The 16,927-nt window shown below is 34.2% G+C and carries 14 protein-coding genes; 4 read left to right on the top strand and 10 right to left on the bottom strand.

What is annotated here, in order from left to right:
* Window positions 1-252: 252 nt before the first annotated feature.
* From GKP30_RS10215 to GKP30_RS10170, 10 genes are all read right to left on the bottom strand, one after another.
* Entirely contained in the window at window positions 253-1,716 is a 1,464-nt protein-coding gene (locus GKP30_RS10215) for a PAS domain S-box protein (RefSeq protein ID WP_216829340.1), read from the bottom strand.
* 294 nt (window positions 1,717-2,010) lie between these two features.
* Window positions 2,011-3,423, bottom strand: coding sequence for a SpoVR family protein (locus GKP30_RS10210; protein ID WP_216829339.1), 1,413 nt, complete (start codon window positions 3,421-3,423; stop codon window positions 2,011-2,013).
* Between the two features lie 107 nt (window positions 3,424-3,530).
* Window positions 3,531-3,737, bottom strand: a complete 207-nt coding sequence (locus GKP30_RS10205; RefSeq protein ID WP_216829338.1) for a hypothetical protein — start codon at window positions 3,735-3,737, stop codon at window positions 3,531-3,533.
* A gap of 14 nt (window positions 3,738-3,751) precedes the next feature.
* Entirely contained in the window at window positions 3,752-4,150 is a 399-nt protein-coding gene (locus tag GKP30_RS10200; RefSeq protein ID WP_216829337.1) for an ArsI/CadI family heavy metal resistance metalloenzyme, read from the bottom strand.
* A gap of 85 nt (window positions 4,151-4,235) precedes the next feature.
* Window positions 4,236-4,550: an ArsR/SmtB family transcription factor gene (locus GKP30_RS10195; RefSeq protein WP_216829336.1), complete on the bottom strand. Its 315-nt coding sequence runs from the start codon at window positions 4,548-4,550 to the stop codon at window positions 4,236-4,238.
* A 227-nt stretch (window positions 4,551-4,777) separates the two neighbouring features.
* Window positions 4,778-6,523, bottom strand: a complete 1,746-nt coding sequence (locus GKP30_RS10190; RefSeq protein WP_216829335.1) for a phospho-sugar mutase — start codon at window positions 6,521-6,523, stop codon at window positions 4,778-4,780.
* A gap of 361 nt (window positions 6,524-6,884) precedes the next feature.
* Entirely contained in the window at window positions 6,885-7,445 is a 561-nt protein-coding gene (locus tag GKP30_RS10185; protein ID WP_328703139.1) for a glycerol-3-phosphate responsive antiterminator, read from the bottom strand.
* 60 nt (window positions 7,446-7,505) lie between these two features.
* On the bottom strand, window positions 7,506-8,009 hold the full coding sequence (locus tag GKP30_RS10180; RefSeq protein WP_216829334.1) for a FixH family protein: 504 nt from the start codon (window positions 8,007-8,009) through the stop codon (window positions 7,506-7,508).
* A gap of 305 nt (window positions 8,010-8,314) precedes the next feature.
* Complete coding sequence (locus GKP30_RS10175) at window positions 8,315-9,859, bottom strand: bifunctional GNAT family N-acetyltransferase/carbon-nitrogen hydrolase family protein (RefSeq protein ID WP_216829333.1); 1,545 nt, start codon at window positions 9,857-9,859, stop codon at window positions 8,315-8,317.
* A gap of 151 nt (window positions 9,860-10,010) precedes the next feature.
* Window positions 10,011-10,466, bottom strand: coding sequence for a chemotaxis protein CheX (locus tag GKP30_RS10170; protein ID WP_216829332.1), 456 nt, complete (start codon window positions 10,464-10,466; stop codon window positions 10,011-10,013).
* 435 nt (window positions 10,467-10,901) lie between these two features.
* Here GKP30_RS10170 and glgB point away from each other — a divergent pair, with 435 nt between their 5' ends.
* The 4 genes from glgB (at window position 10,902) to glgA (ending at window position 16,922) form a co-directional block, all read left to right on the top strand.
* Window positions 10,902-12,797 carry a 1,4-alpha-glucan branching protein GlgB gene (gene glgB / locus GKP30_RS10165; RefSeq protein ID WP_216829331.1) on the top strand — a complete coding sequence of 632 codons (1,896 nt, stop codon included), beginning with the start codon at window positions 10,902-10,904 and terminating at the stop codon, window positions 12,795-12,797.
* A gap of 25 nt (window positions 12,798-12,822) precedes the next feature.
* Window positions 12,823-13,980, top strand: coding sequence for a glucose-1-phosphate adenylyltransferase (locus GKP30_RS10160; protein ID WP_216829330.1), 1,158 nt, complete (start codon window positions 12,823-12,825; stop codon window positions 13,978-13,980).
* A gap of 39 nt (window positions 13,981-14,019) precedes the next feature.
* Window positions 14,020-15,126, top strand: coding sequence for a glucose-1-phosphate adenylyltransferase subunit GlgD (gene glgD / locus GKP30_RS10155; protein WP_216829329.1), 1,107 nt, complete (start codon window positions 14,020-14,022; stop codon window positions 15,124-15,126).
* 371 nt (window positions 15,127-15,497) lie between these two features.
* Window positions 15,498-16,922 (top strand): glycogen synthase GlgA, encoded by a 1,425-nt coding sequence (glgA, locus tag GKP30_RS10150; protein ID WP_216829328.1) that lies wholly within the window; start codon window positions 15,498-15,500, stop codon window positions 16,920-16,922.
* Window positions 16,923-16,927: the final 5 nt, after the last annotated feature.

The raw sequence follows: 16,927 nt of genomic DNA, 5'->3' as shown, positions 1-16,927 counted from the left end.
TTTCTATAATCTATTACAATTTTTTACTACTCTTAATTAACATAGGAAAAACCATCTTAGATATATTAGGAGAACTTACTAGAAGGATAAACTTGCAGAGATTTAGGGGAAATATAGTGATTTCATCGTTCACTTTTAAGGATCTTATCGAAATAGACTCATGGTAAAACATAAAAAACACACCCCAATTGTTAGATGTGTCTAACAATTGGGGTGCAGTTCCTTATCGGGAGCTGTCCTTTTAATAACTTCTCATATCAGAGGCAGCGTAATCGTAAACGTCGTACCTTGATTTTCCTTACTATTAACAAAAACTTTACCATTGTGATTTTCTATTATTCCAAAGGATATCATTAGTCCTAAACCAGTTCCGTTTTCTTTCGTGGAGAAAAATGGCCGCCCTATCGATGCTATCTTTTCTTCTGGAATTCCAATTCCTTCGTCTTTAATTCGTATAATAACATGTTCATTTTCAAGTTCAACCTCAAGAGAGATTTTACCACCAGTCGGCATAGCATCAATCGCATTCTTTATAAGATTGATAAATACTTGCTTTAATTGATTATCATCACAATATACTAATATTTTTTCTGCCTCGTAAGTAAAATTTGTTTGTACATTATGTATATTACATTGCGGTTGTAGTATAGCTATCACTTGATCTAGAACTGAAATAATATTTTTTTCACATAATGATGTCGCATTAGGTTTAGCTAAGAGTAATAACTCATTAAGGATTAATTCAATTCGATTAAATTCTTCATTCATAATTTTATAATATAATTGATTATCCGTTTCACCAGACTGAATTAGTTGTAGAAAACCTTTCAATGAGGTTAAAGGATTGCGTATTTCATGTGCTATCCCAGCAGCCATCTGGCCTACTAGAGAAAGTTTTTCAGATTTCTGGAGTATTTCCTTAGTTTTTTTAATTTCTGTAATATCACGAAATGTAATAACTGACCCTATATACTCTCCACCGCCACTGTCTAAGATGGGGTTTGTTGTATATTCAACATCAAAACTCGAACCATCTTTTCTCCAAAATATATCATTTGTCACATGGATCGTTTTACCTTCTTTAAGAGCTTTGAAAACAGGACAAGTGGAGACTGGTATTTGGTTTCCTTGCTTATTTGTATGATGAACTAGATCATGTAGATTACTCTTATCCAATTCTTCCTTTGCATAACCAACCATTTGTTCTGCTGCCTTATTCCAGAAAATCAGATTTGCATCTAAATCTATACCATAAATACCATCAGTAATAGAATCTAAGATTAATTGATGAATTTGATTTAGCTTATTGATTTCCTTCTCTTTTTCAATTTGTTTACTGATATCATATATATCTACAAGGTAATGAGAAGTGTGTTTATTCCCTTGGGTCATATTAAGTAGTGAAAAATGTAGTGCAACCCAAATTTCTTTACCGTTTTTATGTAAAATCCGCTGATCAATAATTATTTTTCCTTCTATACTAGGTGGGTTATCGTTAAATAAATAACTAGTCTTAGAAATATCTTCGACGTGAGTTAATTGAGGTAGATTTACCTTCTGTAATTCTTCTTTAGAATAACCTGAAATATTACATAAAGTTCTATTAACTAAATAAAACCTTCCATCTAACGTTACTATTGCTTTACCATTAGAGGCATACTCAAAGGCATTTTGATACATTGCCTGTTCTACTTGACTATTCGAAAGTTTAATCACATTAGTATCCTCCATATATTAATAAAATAATTTTACTCTTAGATGTTATTTATATTTTAGCTTATATTGATAATTTTTGTAAGATTTAATCAATAATGTCACAATATATTTTTCAGGTTCATTCAATTTCACTATTTTTTGTGTCTAGTATTCTTATTACTTCCTAAATAAAAAACGCTTAATATAAACATACAAATAAAGTTAAATAGGAAGGATGGCCACACATAAAAAAACCTGTACAAAAAGTACAGGTATACAAAAAATATTACTTATCCGTTGGGGCGGATATTTTCTTTATAAATATTTTCGATGCATTTTTTTCCCATCATACGTGAAGACAATCTTCTTTTCATTAATAACCGTTTCCATATGAGTAGACCTACCCCATAACTGCTGAATATATGGCATTACCTTTTCTAAATATCCGACATCTAGTTCAGTACCTTCATAATGGTGTGTAATGTACAATTCACCATTTTTCAAATAATCCCCGTCAGTTACTGTTAAATATGGAAAGCCTCCATTCACTCGAGATTGAACAAGTTGATCTCGGATTTTCTCCCATTCTTTATCCACAATCTTATAATCTGAACCTTGCTTTTGGAATAGAAATAAATCTTCCCTATTGACAAGGTCCTTTGTAAGATAGTTACGAATAAAAGAAATATCTGATTCAATTTCTCTTACTTCATAAATTTTTTCTCTTCCACTTCCAGGTTTAACACCTTGGCGTTCCTTCATTTCCTTAGTTGGGTTATTATATCTTTCTTCAATATCTTCAAATATTTTCAATCCTAAATAATATGGATTAATGCTCGTCTTTGAAGGTTGGACAACACCAGAGTTTAATTTTGCATACTCAATAGCCTCATCAGTTGTTAGGGAGAGTTCTCGCATAATTCTAATATGCCAATAAGAAGCCCATCCTTCGTTCATTATTTTAGTTTCAAGCTGCGGCCAGAAATAAAGCATTTCTTCACGCATCATTGTTAAAATGTCCCTTTGCCACGGTTCAAGTTCACGACTATACTCTTCAATAAATAACAATAAATCTTTTTCTGGCTTAGGAGGGAACTTCTTTTTCTTTTTCTTTTTTGGTTCGACAGGTTTAGTGTCGCCTAAATTCCATAAATCATCATATGGTGAATTAGCTTTAGGAGTATCGTCTTCTTCTTCTCCCTCCATTGACCAAGCTAGTTTTGAACGTAATATACTTGGATCAATATGCTCTTGAATCGCTAAAATCGCATCTAAAAATTTTTCAACTTCTTCTCGTCCGTGGATCATCTCATATCGATAAATACGTTCTGCTGTCGCACTCATACTTTCTACCATGTCTCTTCTCGTGTTTGAGAAACGGACATTGTTTTTAAAAAAATCACAATGTGCCAAGACGTGGGCTACAATCAACTTATTTTGAATGAGTGTGTTGGAATTAAGCAAAAATGCATAACATGGATCAGAATTAATAACCAACTCATAAATCTTGCTTAAACCTAAATCATATTGCAATTTCATTTTATGAAACTGCTTTCCAAAACTCCAATGAGAAAATCTTGTTGGCATTCCATAGGCACCGAACGTATAAATTATATCTGCGGGACAAACTTCATAGCGCATCGGAAAGAAATCCAATCCAAAACCTTGAGCAATTTCGGTAATTTCATCAATTGCATATTCTAACTCTTTTTGTTCATGCGGTAGCATAGTCGACCCTCCTCTAGTCTTCCGTTATAACAATTTATGAAAAAAAGGGTCAAATAATGAGAAAGAATTAAATAAACTATAGAATTAATAATTTGTGGTGCCGTCATTTATGCAGGAGAACAGCATTGTACATCACAGCATTGTTGTTCATTCGTTGTCTTTCTTTTAATGCTAATCAAGCTAAATAATCGTTTAATAATTGTATTGTGGGGTTTCCTATTATGCTGACTGACTCGATTAGCTGCAGTGTAAGTTTGCTTAATATCTTCTCGCTTATACTCTATGATCGCTCGGTATCCATATTCATATATCATGTTTTTCCCTCCAATTAAATACAACATTGGTTACTGTCTTTTTCCTGTTCAGTATCTTCCCATGTAAAAAAGAATTCCCATTCATGCCCATCTGGATCATTAACCCAGAATTTATCCTGCTTTGCATAACAACAAACAGTATTTATTTCATCTCTTGTATCATTTCCTTGCTCTATCAATCGTTCTTTGTGCTTTAGGATCTCTTCTGGTCGCTCTACTTGAATACCAAAGTGATTAATGTGATTTCCTTCAACTGTTGGTCGTACATTTAGAGTAAAATTTAAGGATAAATGAGGAATTAAAAACTTCGCATAGTTTTCTTTTACTTTAACTGGTTCTGCCTCAAAAAGTTTTGAGTAAAATTTAACAGAATTACTTAAGTTTGTTACGTTTAAACCAACATGAATATTCATATATAACTCTCCCTTCATCAAAAAAAATTGATATTTAAATCAAAAAAAATTGATTTATTAATGATCAAGACTGACTAACATTTAGTCAGCCTCTGAACAAACAGCACAGTTCTTCGGAAAGAAGATGGTTTACCTGCTCATCATTTAACATATAGTAACTCCAAGTACCTTTCGCTTCCTTTTTAATTAATCCAGCACTTAAAAGAATTTTTAAGTGATACGAAATTTTTGATTGCGGCATTTGAAAAATTTCACATAAATCACAAACACACACTTTACCACGTTGCGTTAATTCATACATAATTTCAAGACGTTTTTTATCGGCTAACGCTTTAAACTTAGACTCATACTCTACAAAAGTTTTTTCTAAGTTAACGTCTAATAGTGGAATTTCCTTCATTGCTTTCACCACCAATTATTGTCATCTTGTTATTCATATTGTAAACCGTTCAATTACTTTTGACAACTATTAAATCAATTTTTTTTGATATAAGTTTTCGACATTTTTCTGGAACGTGTTTCCATACTCATTTTTATTATCCTCCTTTACTAATCAACCATTCACTTAACATCTCCTGATAAATAAAAGGGGTGGATTAAGCGTCCACCCCATTACACTGCTTTAAATTACGATTGTTCAACAAGGATTTTGATTTTGCTCATTAACTCTTGTTTTAACTCACCCAACCAAGCTTGACTTTCTTGAAGTGATGGTCTTTTCACACTAAAGTAAAACTTAATTTTAGGTTCAGTACCAGATGGACGCATACAAATCCAAGATCCATCTTCCAATGTGTACTTCAATACATTAGACACTGGCAATGTTAATGCTTCCTTACGATTTTCTACTAAGAAGCTTCTTTCTTGTGTGTGGTAGTCTTCAGCAACAGTTACTTTCTTTCCCGCAATTTCATTGAGTGGGTTTTCTCTGAAATGTGCAAGAATAGATTGAATTTGTTCCACCCCTGCTTTTCCTTTAAGTGTTAATGATTCTAACCCCTCTTGGTAATACCCATATTTAGAAAACACTTCCATTAGCCCCTCATATAAAGTCATTCCACGAGATTTATAGTAAGTAGCCATTTCAGCAGCCAATAAACAAGCTTGCACAGCATCTTTATCACGAACAAAGTCGCCAATTAGGTACCCGTAACTTTCTTCATAACCAAATACAAAAGTCTTAGCACCTGTCTCTTCATATTCTTTCATTTTCTCACCGATGAATTTAAATCCTGTTAATGTATCAACTGCTTCGAGTCCATATTTCTCTGCAATGACTCTACCTAATTCAGATGTAACGATCGTTTTTAAAACTACACCGTTTGCAGGAATTTTTCCTTGCTCTTTTCTTTGCGAAAGAATGTATTCAAGCATTAATGCACCTGTTTGGTTTCCTGTTAAGACAACATATTCACCTTGTGTATTTCTGGCTGCAATCCCTACGCGGTCTGCATCAGGGTCTGTAGCAATTAAAACATCTGCATCATGTTCATTCCCATATTTAATTGCAATTTCAAAAGCTGCATGCTCTTCAGGATTAGGTGATTTTACCGTAGAAAAATTGGGATCAGGTAGCTCCTGCTCTTTTACAACAATAACATTATTAAAACCACTTGTTTCTAAGACACGGCGAACTGGTATATTAGCCGTACCATGCAGTGGTGTAAACACAATGTTTACATTTTTTCCTTTTTCAACGACCATCTCTGGATTAACGATAATTGTTTGAAGCTCACTATTATATGCTAAGTCGATTTCTTCGCCAATCACTTTTAAAAGTTGTGCTGCTTTTAACTCATTTTCATCCTCTACTTTTATCAATAGTTCATCTTCAACCTCATTAACCTTTTCAATAAGAGTATTCGCTGGACCTGGAGGAAGTTGGCAACCATCTGGACCATATACTTTATAACCGTTATATTCAGGAGGGTTATGACTCGCCGTAATTACAATTCCCCCAAATGCTTTTAAAGATCGAACCGCAAATGATAATTCAGGAGTCGGTCGTAAATCACCGAATAAATAAGTTTGAATTCCATGTTTTCCAAGTGTTAATGCCGCCTCTTTTGCAAATTCAGGTGATTTATGTCTGCAGTCATAAGCAATAACAACACCTTGCTTCTTTGCCTCTTCTCCAAACTCTGAAATATATCGAGCAAAGCCCTCTGATGCTTTACGAATTGTATATGTATTCATACGGTTAGGTCCAGGACCAATTTCTCCTCGCATTCCACCTGTACCGAACTCTAATCCTTTATAAAAACAATCTTCTAAACGGACCTCGTCATCTTTTATATTCTCTAGCGCTTCTTTTAAATCCGCTTCTAATCCATCATAATTTACCCATCTACTATAAGCTTCTTTCCAGACCATAGTCTCCTCCTTGTCCTCTATATGAGCCACACCATTAAGTTTTATTAGTAAACTCTTATTTATTTCCCTAAATACTTTATCATTCCTGCAATCATCTTGCTAATTTTATGTAAAAAATAAAGACATATACTAGTGGTTTTCTATTTACGATATAAAAGTTATATAAAAATTAACGCTCTGTTAAGCAGTTAATTTTTAAGTTTTATTGGACTCAATATAGAGATGGAGATGCGCTTTCATTAAACATTCCGCACGATGTATTTAAAAATCAACACCAGCTTAACAGCACAAAAAAGACCTAAAGAACAAGATCTTTAAGTCTTAAAGAAGTCAGGACTATTATTAGCACTTAAGGCTATAACTATTCCCATAAGGACTTTCTTGAAGTCGTTACTGAAACCGCTCCTGCTTTTAATGCCTGTTCAACTTCCTTTTTATCCCTTATAAGTCCACCTGCGATAATCGGAACTTTAGTTTCCTCATATACTTCCGTTATAATATGTGGCATAACACCAGGAAGCACCTCAATAAAATCTGGTTTTGTCACTTCTAATAATTTATAACTCGTTTCTAATGCAATACTATCTAACAAAAACAACCTTTGAATGGCGAGTAATCGACTTTTTTTAGCTGTTAATACTACATTTTTTCTAGTTGAAATTAACCCTGCTGGTCGAATATCTTGGCATAAAAATTGTGCTGCATATTCATCATTTTTAAGTCCCTGTACTAAATCGGCATGTAGAAGCAATTTTTTGTTATTATTCTTTGCTAAACGATTAAGACTCCTTAACTGACCTATATGACTATTCAATAAAATAATGTATGTATATTGACTATCTAGTAGTTGCTCATATTGTTTTATGTCCCTTGCAGCTGGCAATATTCTTTGTCCGTTAAAGCTTTTCATTTCAATGACCATCCCTCCTCATTACGTCATTTAAACAGTAGTTAAACTACTTGTCAATAACGAATGAAACAGTTAATCTATCTGTCGCTGTATATTTGGAGGAAGTGGCTGTTCTAGGTGAAAATGATCTTTCGGATCACGAAAGTCATTTGACATCACTCTTCCTTGGGATTGAAGTAAGAACTGGTTAATATACGTTTTACCACTTCGTTTTGCCTCTAACCATCCAATCCAAGTACCACCCATTGATAATAGAATTTCGGCTTCGTATAAGCCGTTTTCTACATGATGCATAGGTTTTTTAATATAATGAACCATCTCTGGCATGTCTAAGATTACTTTTACATTAGCATCTTTTATAGGATTTCCCTCTTCATCATATAAGAAAATATGAAGGTCATTGGTTGTACCAGCAGTAAGAACATTATCAGTTCCAACAACTTCCATCTGCCATTCTGTAACCAGGTTTTCACGTACAAAGAGGGCATAACTAAGTAACCCTGTAATAATTAAAAAAGACAAAGCTATAAAAATTGTCATAACAGATCTTCTTACAACGACTTCTTCTAAATTCACCACTGCTCATCCTTTCTCTCATCACAGCTTTTCCAATGAAAGAATGAATTAAACTAATAAAAGTAAAAGCCAACATTTTATCACTTGATTGCATAAATTTTTAGCTGTTAAGTTCTAATGATAGTTTCTTCCTGTTCAGCTCATGAAAAGTAAGCAACACAACCAAAAAAGAAGACTGTCCGAATAATTTTTATTCGAACAGCCATCATATTTTTTACACTTTTTTCTTGTTTAACCTACACTATATACGTGAAGTCATTTGTCCTCATTTAATTGTTTATTAAGGTTTTATTTAAAATATCACGTTATTTTCCATCTAATTTATAATTAATTTCATAAATATCTTTTCTTCGATCTCTTAATTGAGTAACACTACCACTTCGACGGTGGCGACGTAATATTTCAAGGTCAACATCCCCTACAACAACAGTATCTATGTTAGGATGACATTCACCAACTATCGCATCACGCGGAAACTCAAAGTCAGACGGTGTAAAAATACCAGACTGTGCATATTGAATATCCATATTTTCTACATGAGGTAAGTTTCCTACTGTCCCTGAAATAACAGTATATACTTCATTTTCAATCGCACGGGCCTGCGCGCAATAGCGAACTCTTAAATACCCTTGACGTTCATCCGTACAGAATGGAGTAAAGATAATATTTGCTCCTTTATCTACAGCAATTCTCCCAAGCTCTGGAAACTCAACATCATAACAAATTTGAATGGAGATTTTCCCACAGTCCGTGTCAAACACTCTAATTTCATCACCTGGACTGATCCCCCACCACTTACGTTCATTAGGGGTGATATGGATTTTATATTGCTTTTCAATCGTTCCATCTCTTCTAAATAAGTAAGCAATATTATATATTTTATTTTCTTCTTCAACAAAATGAGAGCCACCGATAATATTGACATTGTATTTTACAGCTAAGTTTGTAAACAGTTTAATGTAATCTTCTGTGTATTCCGTTAAACGACGGATCGCCTGGCTTGGGCTTTTTTCAGGAAGGAACGACAATAGTTGAGTCGTAAATATTTCAGGGAAAACAGCAAAGTCAGAGCCATAGCCTGCAGCTACATCCGTATAGTATTCACATTGAGTAGCAAACTCTTCAAAGGAGTCAATTCTCTTCATCATATATTGTATAGTCGTTATCCGAACTGGAAACGACGTTCTAAAATGCCTTTTACTTTTCGGCTGAAAATCAATGTTATTCCATTCCATTAATGTAGCGTATCTCATTGATGCTTTATCATCTTGTAAATAATTTGGATTTATTCGTTTTAAAGTAAATCCATTCATCACTTGAAATGTTAACACTGGATCATAAATATTATGTAGCATTACCTGTTCAACATACTCACGAGGTGTGTATTGCTTTGCATATTTATAGTAATTAGGAATTCTTCCACCAATAATCATGCTTTTTAAATTAAGGGCTCGAGCTAATTCTTTCCTCGCTTCATACAACCGCTTTCCAATCTTCATCCTCCGATAATCAGGGTGCACCATTACTTCAATACCGTATAAATTATAACCATCTGGGTTATGGTTCGTGATATAACCTTTATCAGTAATTTCATCCCACGTATGTTGATCATCATATTCATCAAAATTAATAACTAAACTAGAGCATGATCCGATAATTTTGCCATCATATTCTACAACAAACTGGCCTTCAGGAAAAATACGAATGTGACTCTCAAGGTGAGTGATCTCCCAAGGCTCCATGTTAGGGAAACAAAGTTTTTGTAATGCAATTATTTCATCAAAATCTGCTCTCTTTATATTTCTAATTTCTATCTTTTTCTCAAACTTCGATACATCTATTTTCGTCATAACTTCAACTCCTTCGACCAAAGCACTATATTAAAGAGTGTACCCTTTCTTAAGTTGTTTCAACAACCTATTCCCTATTATAGGATTAATAAAACAAAACTAAAGACAAGACAAAAAACAGAGGGAATAATTCCTCTGCTTATGATCTTATTTATTCAGTTACTGAGATATGAACTTCGATTGGACCAATTCGAGTATCTAACGGAATGGTTATAAATGTTTTACTTGAGTGATATTTAGATATTCCTTCATTAACAATAGGAGGTGTAACATCAATAATACATTCTTCTTTAGAAAGTTCCGTCGCTGTTGTTCCTGCTACCCAGTTTCCAAACTCTTGTACAGCACTCCAACTTAGATCGTCTAGTTTTTCTATTTCAATTCCGCCCATCATGACTCCAACAATAGCTTTTGCAGTGTGTTCGGAAAATGAACAAATAATTTGTCCGTTAAGTTGACCGTTTATCCCTAATATAACCGACACATGATTAGAAGGAATGGGGCTATTCCCTGCGGAAGGCTTTAGGGGTGTTACTTTTATTCCAAAATGGCTTTCCAAAATCGTTTCGGTTGCACGACAAATCGCATTCACATGTTTAACATTCATTTTAGCCCCCATCTACTATTTATTAGTTTGTTTTTTCTATGCTCGTAGATTATCGTAATAAAACATTAAGCAAATATGAAAGCAGTCTTTTATTAAAGGTTTCATAAAGTGTTTCACTGAAATCCCTTGTCTAAAATTGCTAACTACTTTCTATTTTAATATAAACCAACAACGACTTTCTACCCATATCTATTATTCTATTAATAATCCTTTAGAACTATTAATTCTACTTAAAACGACAAAAATCCTTTTCTTTTGATACTTTCTTTAAAAACCTTCTAACCCCTTCCCCAGTTAGGTCTCCAAACCTTTGAGAACTTTGTTAGATTTTGTAACATAAATTTTATTTTGTTTTTGTAAATCTAAAAGGGTTTCTATTCAAAATGTAGAAACCTTAACCTAAGAATTTTATTTTAGAAAGGTCGTAGGTTCCTCTTGCAAACAGAAAAGCTAAGTGAATATGATCTCTATTTATTTCATCAAGGCAACCTTTTTTATAGCTACAAAACTCTTGGAGCCCATCTTTGTGAAAAAGATGGAAAAAAAGGAGTCCGATTTGCAGTTTGGGCCCCAAATGCAAAAGCTGTAAACATTGTTGGGAATTTTAATAATTGGAATGGGACAAACCACTCAATGCATAAAATAAGCGAGTCAGGAATTTGGTGGTGTTTTATTCCAGATATACAAGAAGGAACAATTTACAAATTCGAAATTCACTCGAAAAATGGAAGAGTATTATTAAAATCTGATCCTTATGCCTTCTACTCCGAACTCCGTCCACAAACTGCTTCCATCGTAACAGATTTAAATGATTATACGTGGGGAGATGAGTTATGGGAGAAAGAAAAAAAATTGAAAAATCCACTTAATGAACCACTGCTCATCTACGAGGTTCACCTTGGTTCGTGGAAACGTAAAAGTGATGGTGAATATTATACATATCGAGAACTTGCTGCTACATTAATTGATTATGTGAAAACGATGGGTTATACCCATATTGAAATTCTCCCAATAACTGAACACCCTTATGATCGTTCTTGGGGATACCAAACAACAGGCTTTTTTTCAGTAACAAGCCGATTTGGCACTCCTAAAGATTTCATGTATTTCGTTGATCAATGCCATCAAAACGGAATTGGAGTTTTACTAGATTGGGTCCCTAGTCATTTTTGTAAAGATGATCATGGCCTCCGTTTATTTGATGGTGAACCCATATATGAATATGCTGATGAACGAAAAGCTGAGAAAAAGAGCTGGGGAACGTTGTCCTTTGACTTTGGCCGTTCAGAAGTTAACAGTTTTCTAATTTCAAATGCATTTTATTGGCTTGAAATGTTTCACATTGATGGCCTTAGAGTAGATGCAGTTTCTAGCATGCTTTATTTAAACTTTGATAGAACAAATGAAGACAAGATATTCAACGAATATGGTGGCGATGAAAACATAGAAGCTATTCAATTTCTTCGTAAATTAAACGAATCCATTTTTAAAACCTTTCCAAATACTTATATGATGGCAGAAGAATCCTCATCTTGGCCGTTAGTAAGTGCACCGACATACCTTGGTGGATTAGGTTTTAACTATAAATGGAATATGGGCTGGATGAATGACATGCTCCGATATATGGAAATGGAGCCTATTCATCGTAAATGGCACCATCAATTAATTACCTTTTCCTTTTTTTATGCTTTCTCAGAGAATTTTATCCTCCCCTTATCACACGATGAAGTCGTTCATGGTAAGAAATCTTTACTAAGTAAAATGCCAGGAGATTATTGGCAGAAGTTTGCTAACCTCCGTGTTTTTCTAGGCTATATGATGACACACCCAGGCAAGAAACTACTATTTATGGGCAGTGAGTTTGCCCAGTTTGATGAATGGAAAGATCTTGAGGAATTAGATTGGGAACTGCTAGATTATCCTTCGCACAAAAACTTTTCTCACTATATGAAATCACTAAACACATTTTATAAATCTGAAAGATCATTATGGGAGCTAGATCATAACTCCGATGGCTTTGAATGGATTGATCCACATGATTATGAACAAAGCATTGTCAGCTTCATAAGAAAAAGTAAAAATTCTAACGATTTTGTTATCGTAGTTTGTAATTTCACTCCTATCGTTCGTTATGACTACCATATTGGAGTTCCTAAAAATGGGACTTATACTGAAGTATTTAATAGCGATAGACAAGTATTTGGTGGCTCTAACCAAATTATAGCTGAACCACTAACTAGTGAGAAAGTAACTTGGCATAACCAACCATATCGTTTAACCATTAAAGTTCCCCCACTAGCAATGCTAGTTTTAAAGTTAACAGATAGTTGAAATAGAAAGAGAGCGAGGCGATCATATGAAACAAAAGAAAGAATGTGTCGGAATGTTGTTAGCAGGAGGAGAAGGCAAAAGATTAGGACTCTTGACTAAGAAAATTGCTAAACCCGCAGTATACTTTGGTGGGAAATATCGAATTATTGACTTTACACTAAGTAATTGTACGAATTCTGGTATAGATACCGTCGGTGTTTTAACTCAATATGAGCCGTTAGCATTAAATACACATTTAGGAATTGGGAGCCCCTGGGACTTAGATCGTCGAAATGGTGGACTAAGTGCCTTACCTCCTTATATAGAAAAAAGTGGTGGGTCTTGGTATAAAGGAACAGCTGACGCTATCTTTCAAAATATAAATTTTATTGAACAATACGACCCAGAATATGTTCTTATTATTTCGGGTGACCACATTTATAAAATGAACTATGCTGCTATGCTAGATTTCCATAAGAAAAATAATGCAGATGCAACTATTTCGGTAATTGAAGTTCCTTGGGAGGAAGCAAGTCGCTTCGGAATTATGAATACAAACGAAAACTATATTATTAATGAATTTGAAGAAAAGCCAGAAAACCCAAAAAATAATTTAGCTTCTATGGGAATTTATATCTTCAATTGGAAGGTTTTAAGATCATACTTAATTGAAGATTCAACTCAACCTTATTCTAGTAACGACTTTGGAAAGGATATTATTCCAAAGATGCTGGCTGATGATAAAAATCTAGTTGCCTTCCCGTTTAGAGGGTATTGGAAGGATGTTGGAACTGTTAGTAGCTTTTGGGAAGCTAACATGGACTTGTTGAGGGATTCACCATCCTTACAGCTAAATGATCCAAATTGGAAAATTTATTCAGTCAATCCAAATCAACCTCCTCAATATATTGCTCCTACTGCATTAATTGAGTGTTCTATGATAAACGAGGGTTGCTTAATTTATGGTACGGTCAACCGTTCTATTCTTTTTCATGGAGTTGAAGTGCAAGAAAATAGTCTAATTAAAGACTCTGTCATTATGCCAAATGTTACAGTTGGAAAAAATGTAACTATAGAAAGAGCGATTATTAATGAAGGCACATATATTCCTGATAATATTGTCATTAAGCCAAGTACACCTAAAGATATTGTTGTAATAGATAAAGAAACTGTTCTTTCAGACATTGCAGTTGTTAACGGTTAAGAGATTTTGTTCGGATGTTAGTAGAGAGGGGTATTATAAATGGATTCTATGATGGGTGTAATTAACTTAGATAGTGAGTTAGATTTATTAAATGAGTTAACATACTTTCGTTGCGGTGCTGCTGTTCCATTTGGGGGAAGATACCGTTTAATCGATTTTGTTTTATCAAACATGGTCAATGCTAAAATTAGTGACACTGCTGTCTTTACAAGAAGAAAATATCGTTCACTTATGGACCATCTAGGTACAGGTGCAGCTTGGGATTTAGACCGTAAGCGTGGAGGACTGTTTATTCTCCCTCCTGATTGGAATGATCCTTCTGATATATCTCAAGGGGACCTTCAGCATTTTCATAACAACCGTGATTTTTTCGATAGAGGTATCTCGCAATATGTGTTAATAACGGGTAGTCAAAACGTGTGTAATATTGATTATAACCATGCATTTAAGTATCATTTAGAAACAGGTGCTGATGTAACTGTTATTTACAAACCTGTACCAAACCTTGAAGAAGAGCATAAACAGTGTCATAAAGTGGAAATGGATGAAACTGGAAGAGTCACTGCTATTACCAATGACCATTTTAACCATTATGTATCTTTAGATATGATGATCATTCATAAAAAGTTACTTATGGACATTGTTGACCATTGTATTGCTCGCCGAATGGATAATTTTTTTAGAGATGGGATTATTCAGAACCTAGATCAGCTAAAAGTAATGGGGTACTCCTACCATGGATATTTAGCGGTTATCAATTCTATTGAGAGTTACTATAAACATAGCATGTCTCTTCTTAACCCTAAAGTTTATCGAAACTTGTTCTTTAATGAAAATTTAATATTAACAAAGGTCAAAGATGAACCCCCTGCTAAATACATAAAGGGTTCCTCCGTAAAAAATTCGTTAATCGCAAACGGCTGCGTAATTGAAGGTACTGTAGAAAATAGTATTTTATTCCGTGGTGTTCACGTAGAAAAAGGGACAGTGATTAAAAATTCAATTGTTATGCAACGTTGTGATATAAAAGAAGATAGTCTAATTGAGAATGTCATACTAGATAAGGATGTAGTTTTATCACCAGAACGAACCCTTGTTGGATGTAGCGAACAACCATATGTTGTTGCAAAGCGTAAAGTAATATAAAGTGAAACTTAAATCTAAAAAGTCATCGTTCGATAATAAAATAGAAAGATGGTAGTGGCCTTCGGCATTCCCGTAACATAAGGTTTTAGCCGAAGGTCTACTATGTACAAAAATTATTCCTAATTATCGAACAATATTTATCAAGTTTAATGAGGAGGACAAAAAGATCCGAGAAGTTCGAGGCAGTGTAGCTACGAGTAGCGCAGCGTATGTTTTTTATACGTAAGGAACGCAGGAGCAAACCAACGAGCTTCCACAGGATGTGGTGACTTCGACGTTCCCACAGGACGTGGGGTTTTTAGTCGAAGTACTGCTGCCGAAAGAGATTTTTCCTGGACTCATTAAACTCCACCTATAAGGAGCTGGAGAAATTGAACGTACTATTCATTGCATCAGAATGCACACCATTTATCAAGACAGGAGGATTAGCCGATGTTATCGGTTCTCTTCCCTCCTCTCTAAAAAATACCGGTGTGAATGTATCTATTATGCTACCGAATTATAGTGATATACCAGAAGAATATAAAGACCAAATGACGCTGATTAAAACACTAACCGTACATGTTGGTTGGAGAAAGCAGTATTGTGGTTTATTACAATTGGTTCATAAGGGTATTACTTATTACTTTATTGATAATGAATACTACTTTAAACGTAAAGGTTTATACGGACACTATGATGATGGTGAACGCTTCGCTTTCTTTAACCATGCGGTTATTGATTGTTTACCTTATTTAGACGAAAAACCACAAGTTTTACATTGTCATGATTGGCAAACAGGATTAATACCTGCCTATATTAAAACAATGTATACATACCGACCTTTTTATCGCGAATTAAAGACTGTCTTCACAATCCATAACCTTATGTATCAAGGAATTTACTCTGCAAGTATATTTCACGATCTTCTTAACTTTAGTGATGAACATTTTTTTGGTATTGAATATAACGGATGTATAAATTTCATGAAAGCAGGTTTATTCCACTCTGATGTGTTAACAACCGTAAGTGAGACATATTCGAAAGAAATTCAATATCCATATTTCGGTGAGAAATTAGAGGATATGCTCATTTATCGAAAAGACGATTTACATGGGATTGTTAACGGGGTAGATTACGATGAATATAACCCTGAAACAGATCCTTATATTTACAAAAACTATAGTCAATCACCTATTGAGAAAATGGTAAATAAACGCCTCCTTCAGGAAGAATTAGGGCTTCCTAAAGTAGATGAAGTACCAATGGTTGCTATTGTTAGTCGTTTTGTAGAACAAAAAGGCTTTCCACTAATTCGTCATGTATTAGATGAATTACTTTCGTTAGACATCCAACTCGTTATTTTAGGTACAGGTGATGTCGAGTTTGAGCATGCGTTTGAAGAAGCTGCTTACCGGTTCCCAAATAAAGTCTCTACCAATATTAAATTTAGTGAACCGTTAGCTAGAAAAATTTACGCGGCTTCGGATTTATTTTTGATGCCTTCTCGCTTTGAACCTTGTGGTATTGGTCAACTTATTGCCTTGAGATATGAAAGTGTCCCTATTGTTAGGGAAACAGGCGGTCTTAAAGATACCATACAACCATACGATGAGTTTTCATACAGTGGTAATGGATTCAGTTTTACTAATTACAATGCTCATGACATGTTATATACAATTAAACGCGCGATTAGTTTTTATAATGATAAGGAGCATTGGTCGCAGTTATTAAAAAATGTTTATCAATCCAATTACTCATGGGAACAATCAGCCAAACGTTATACAGATTTGTATAAGAAAACCTTAAAGGTTTAAGGGAG

It is taken from the genome of Alkalihalobacterium elongatum (assembly GCF_019024285.1).
Lineage (GTDB): Bacteria > Bacillota > Bacilli > Bacillales > Bacillaceae_F > Alkalihalobacterium > Alkalihalobacterium elongatum.
This window is presented reverse-complemented; position numbering and strand designations above follow the sequence as displayed.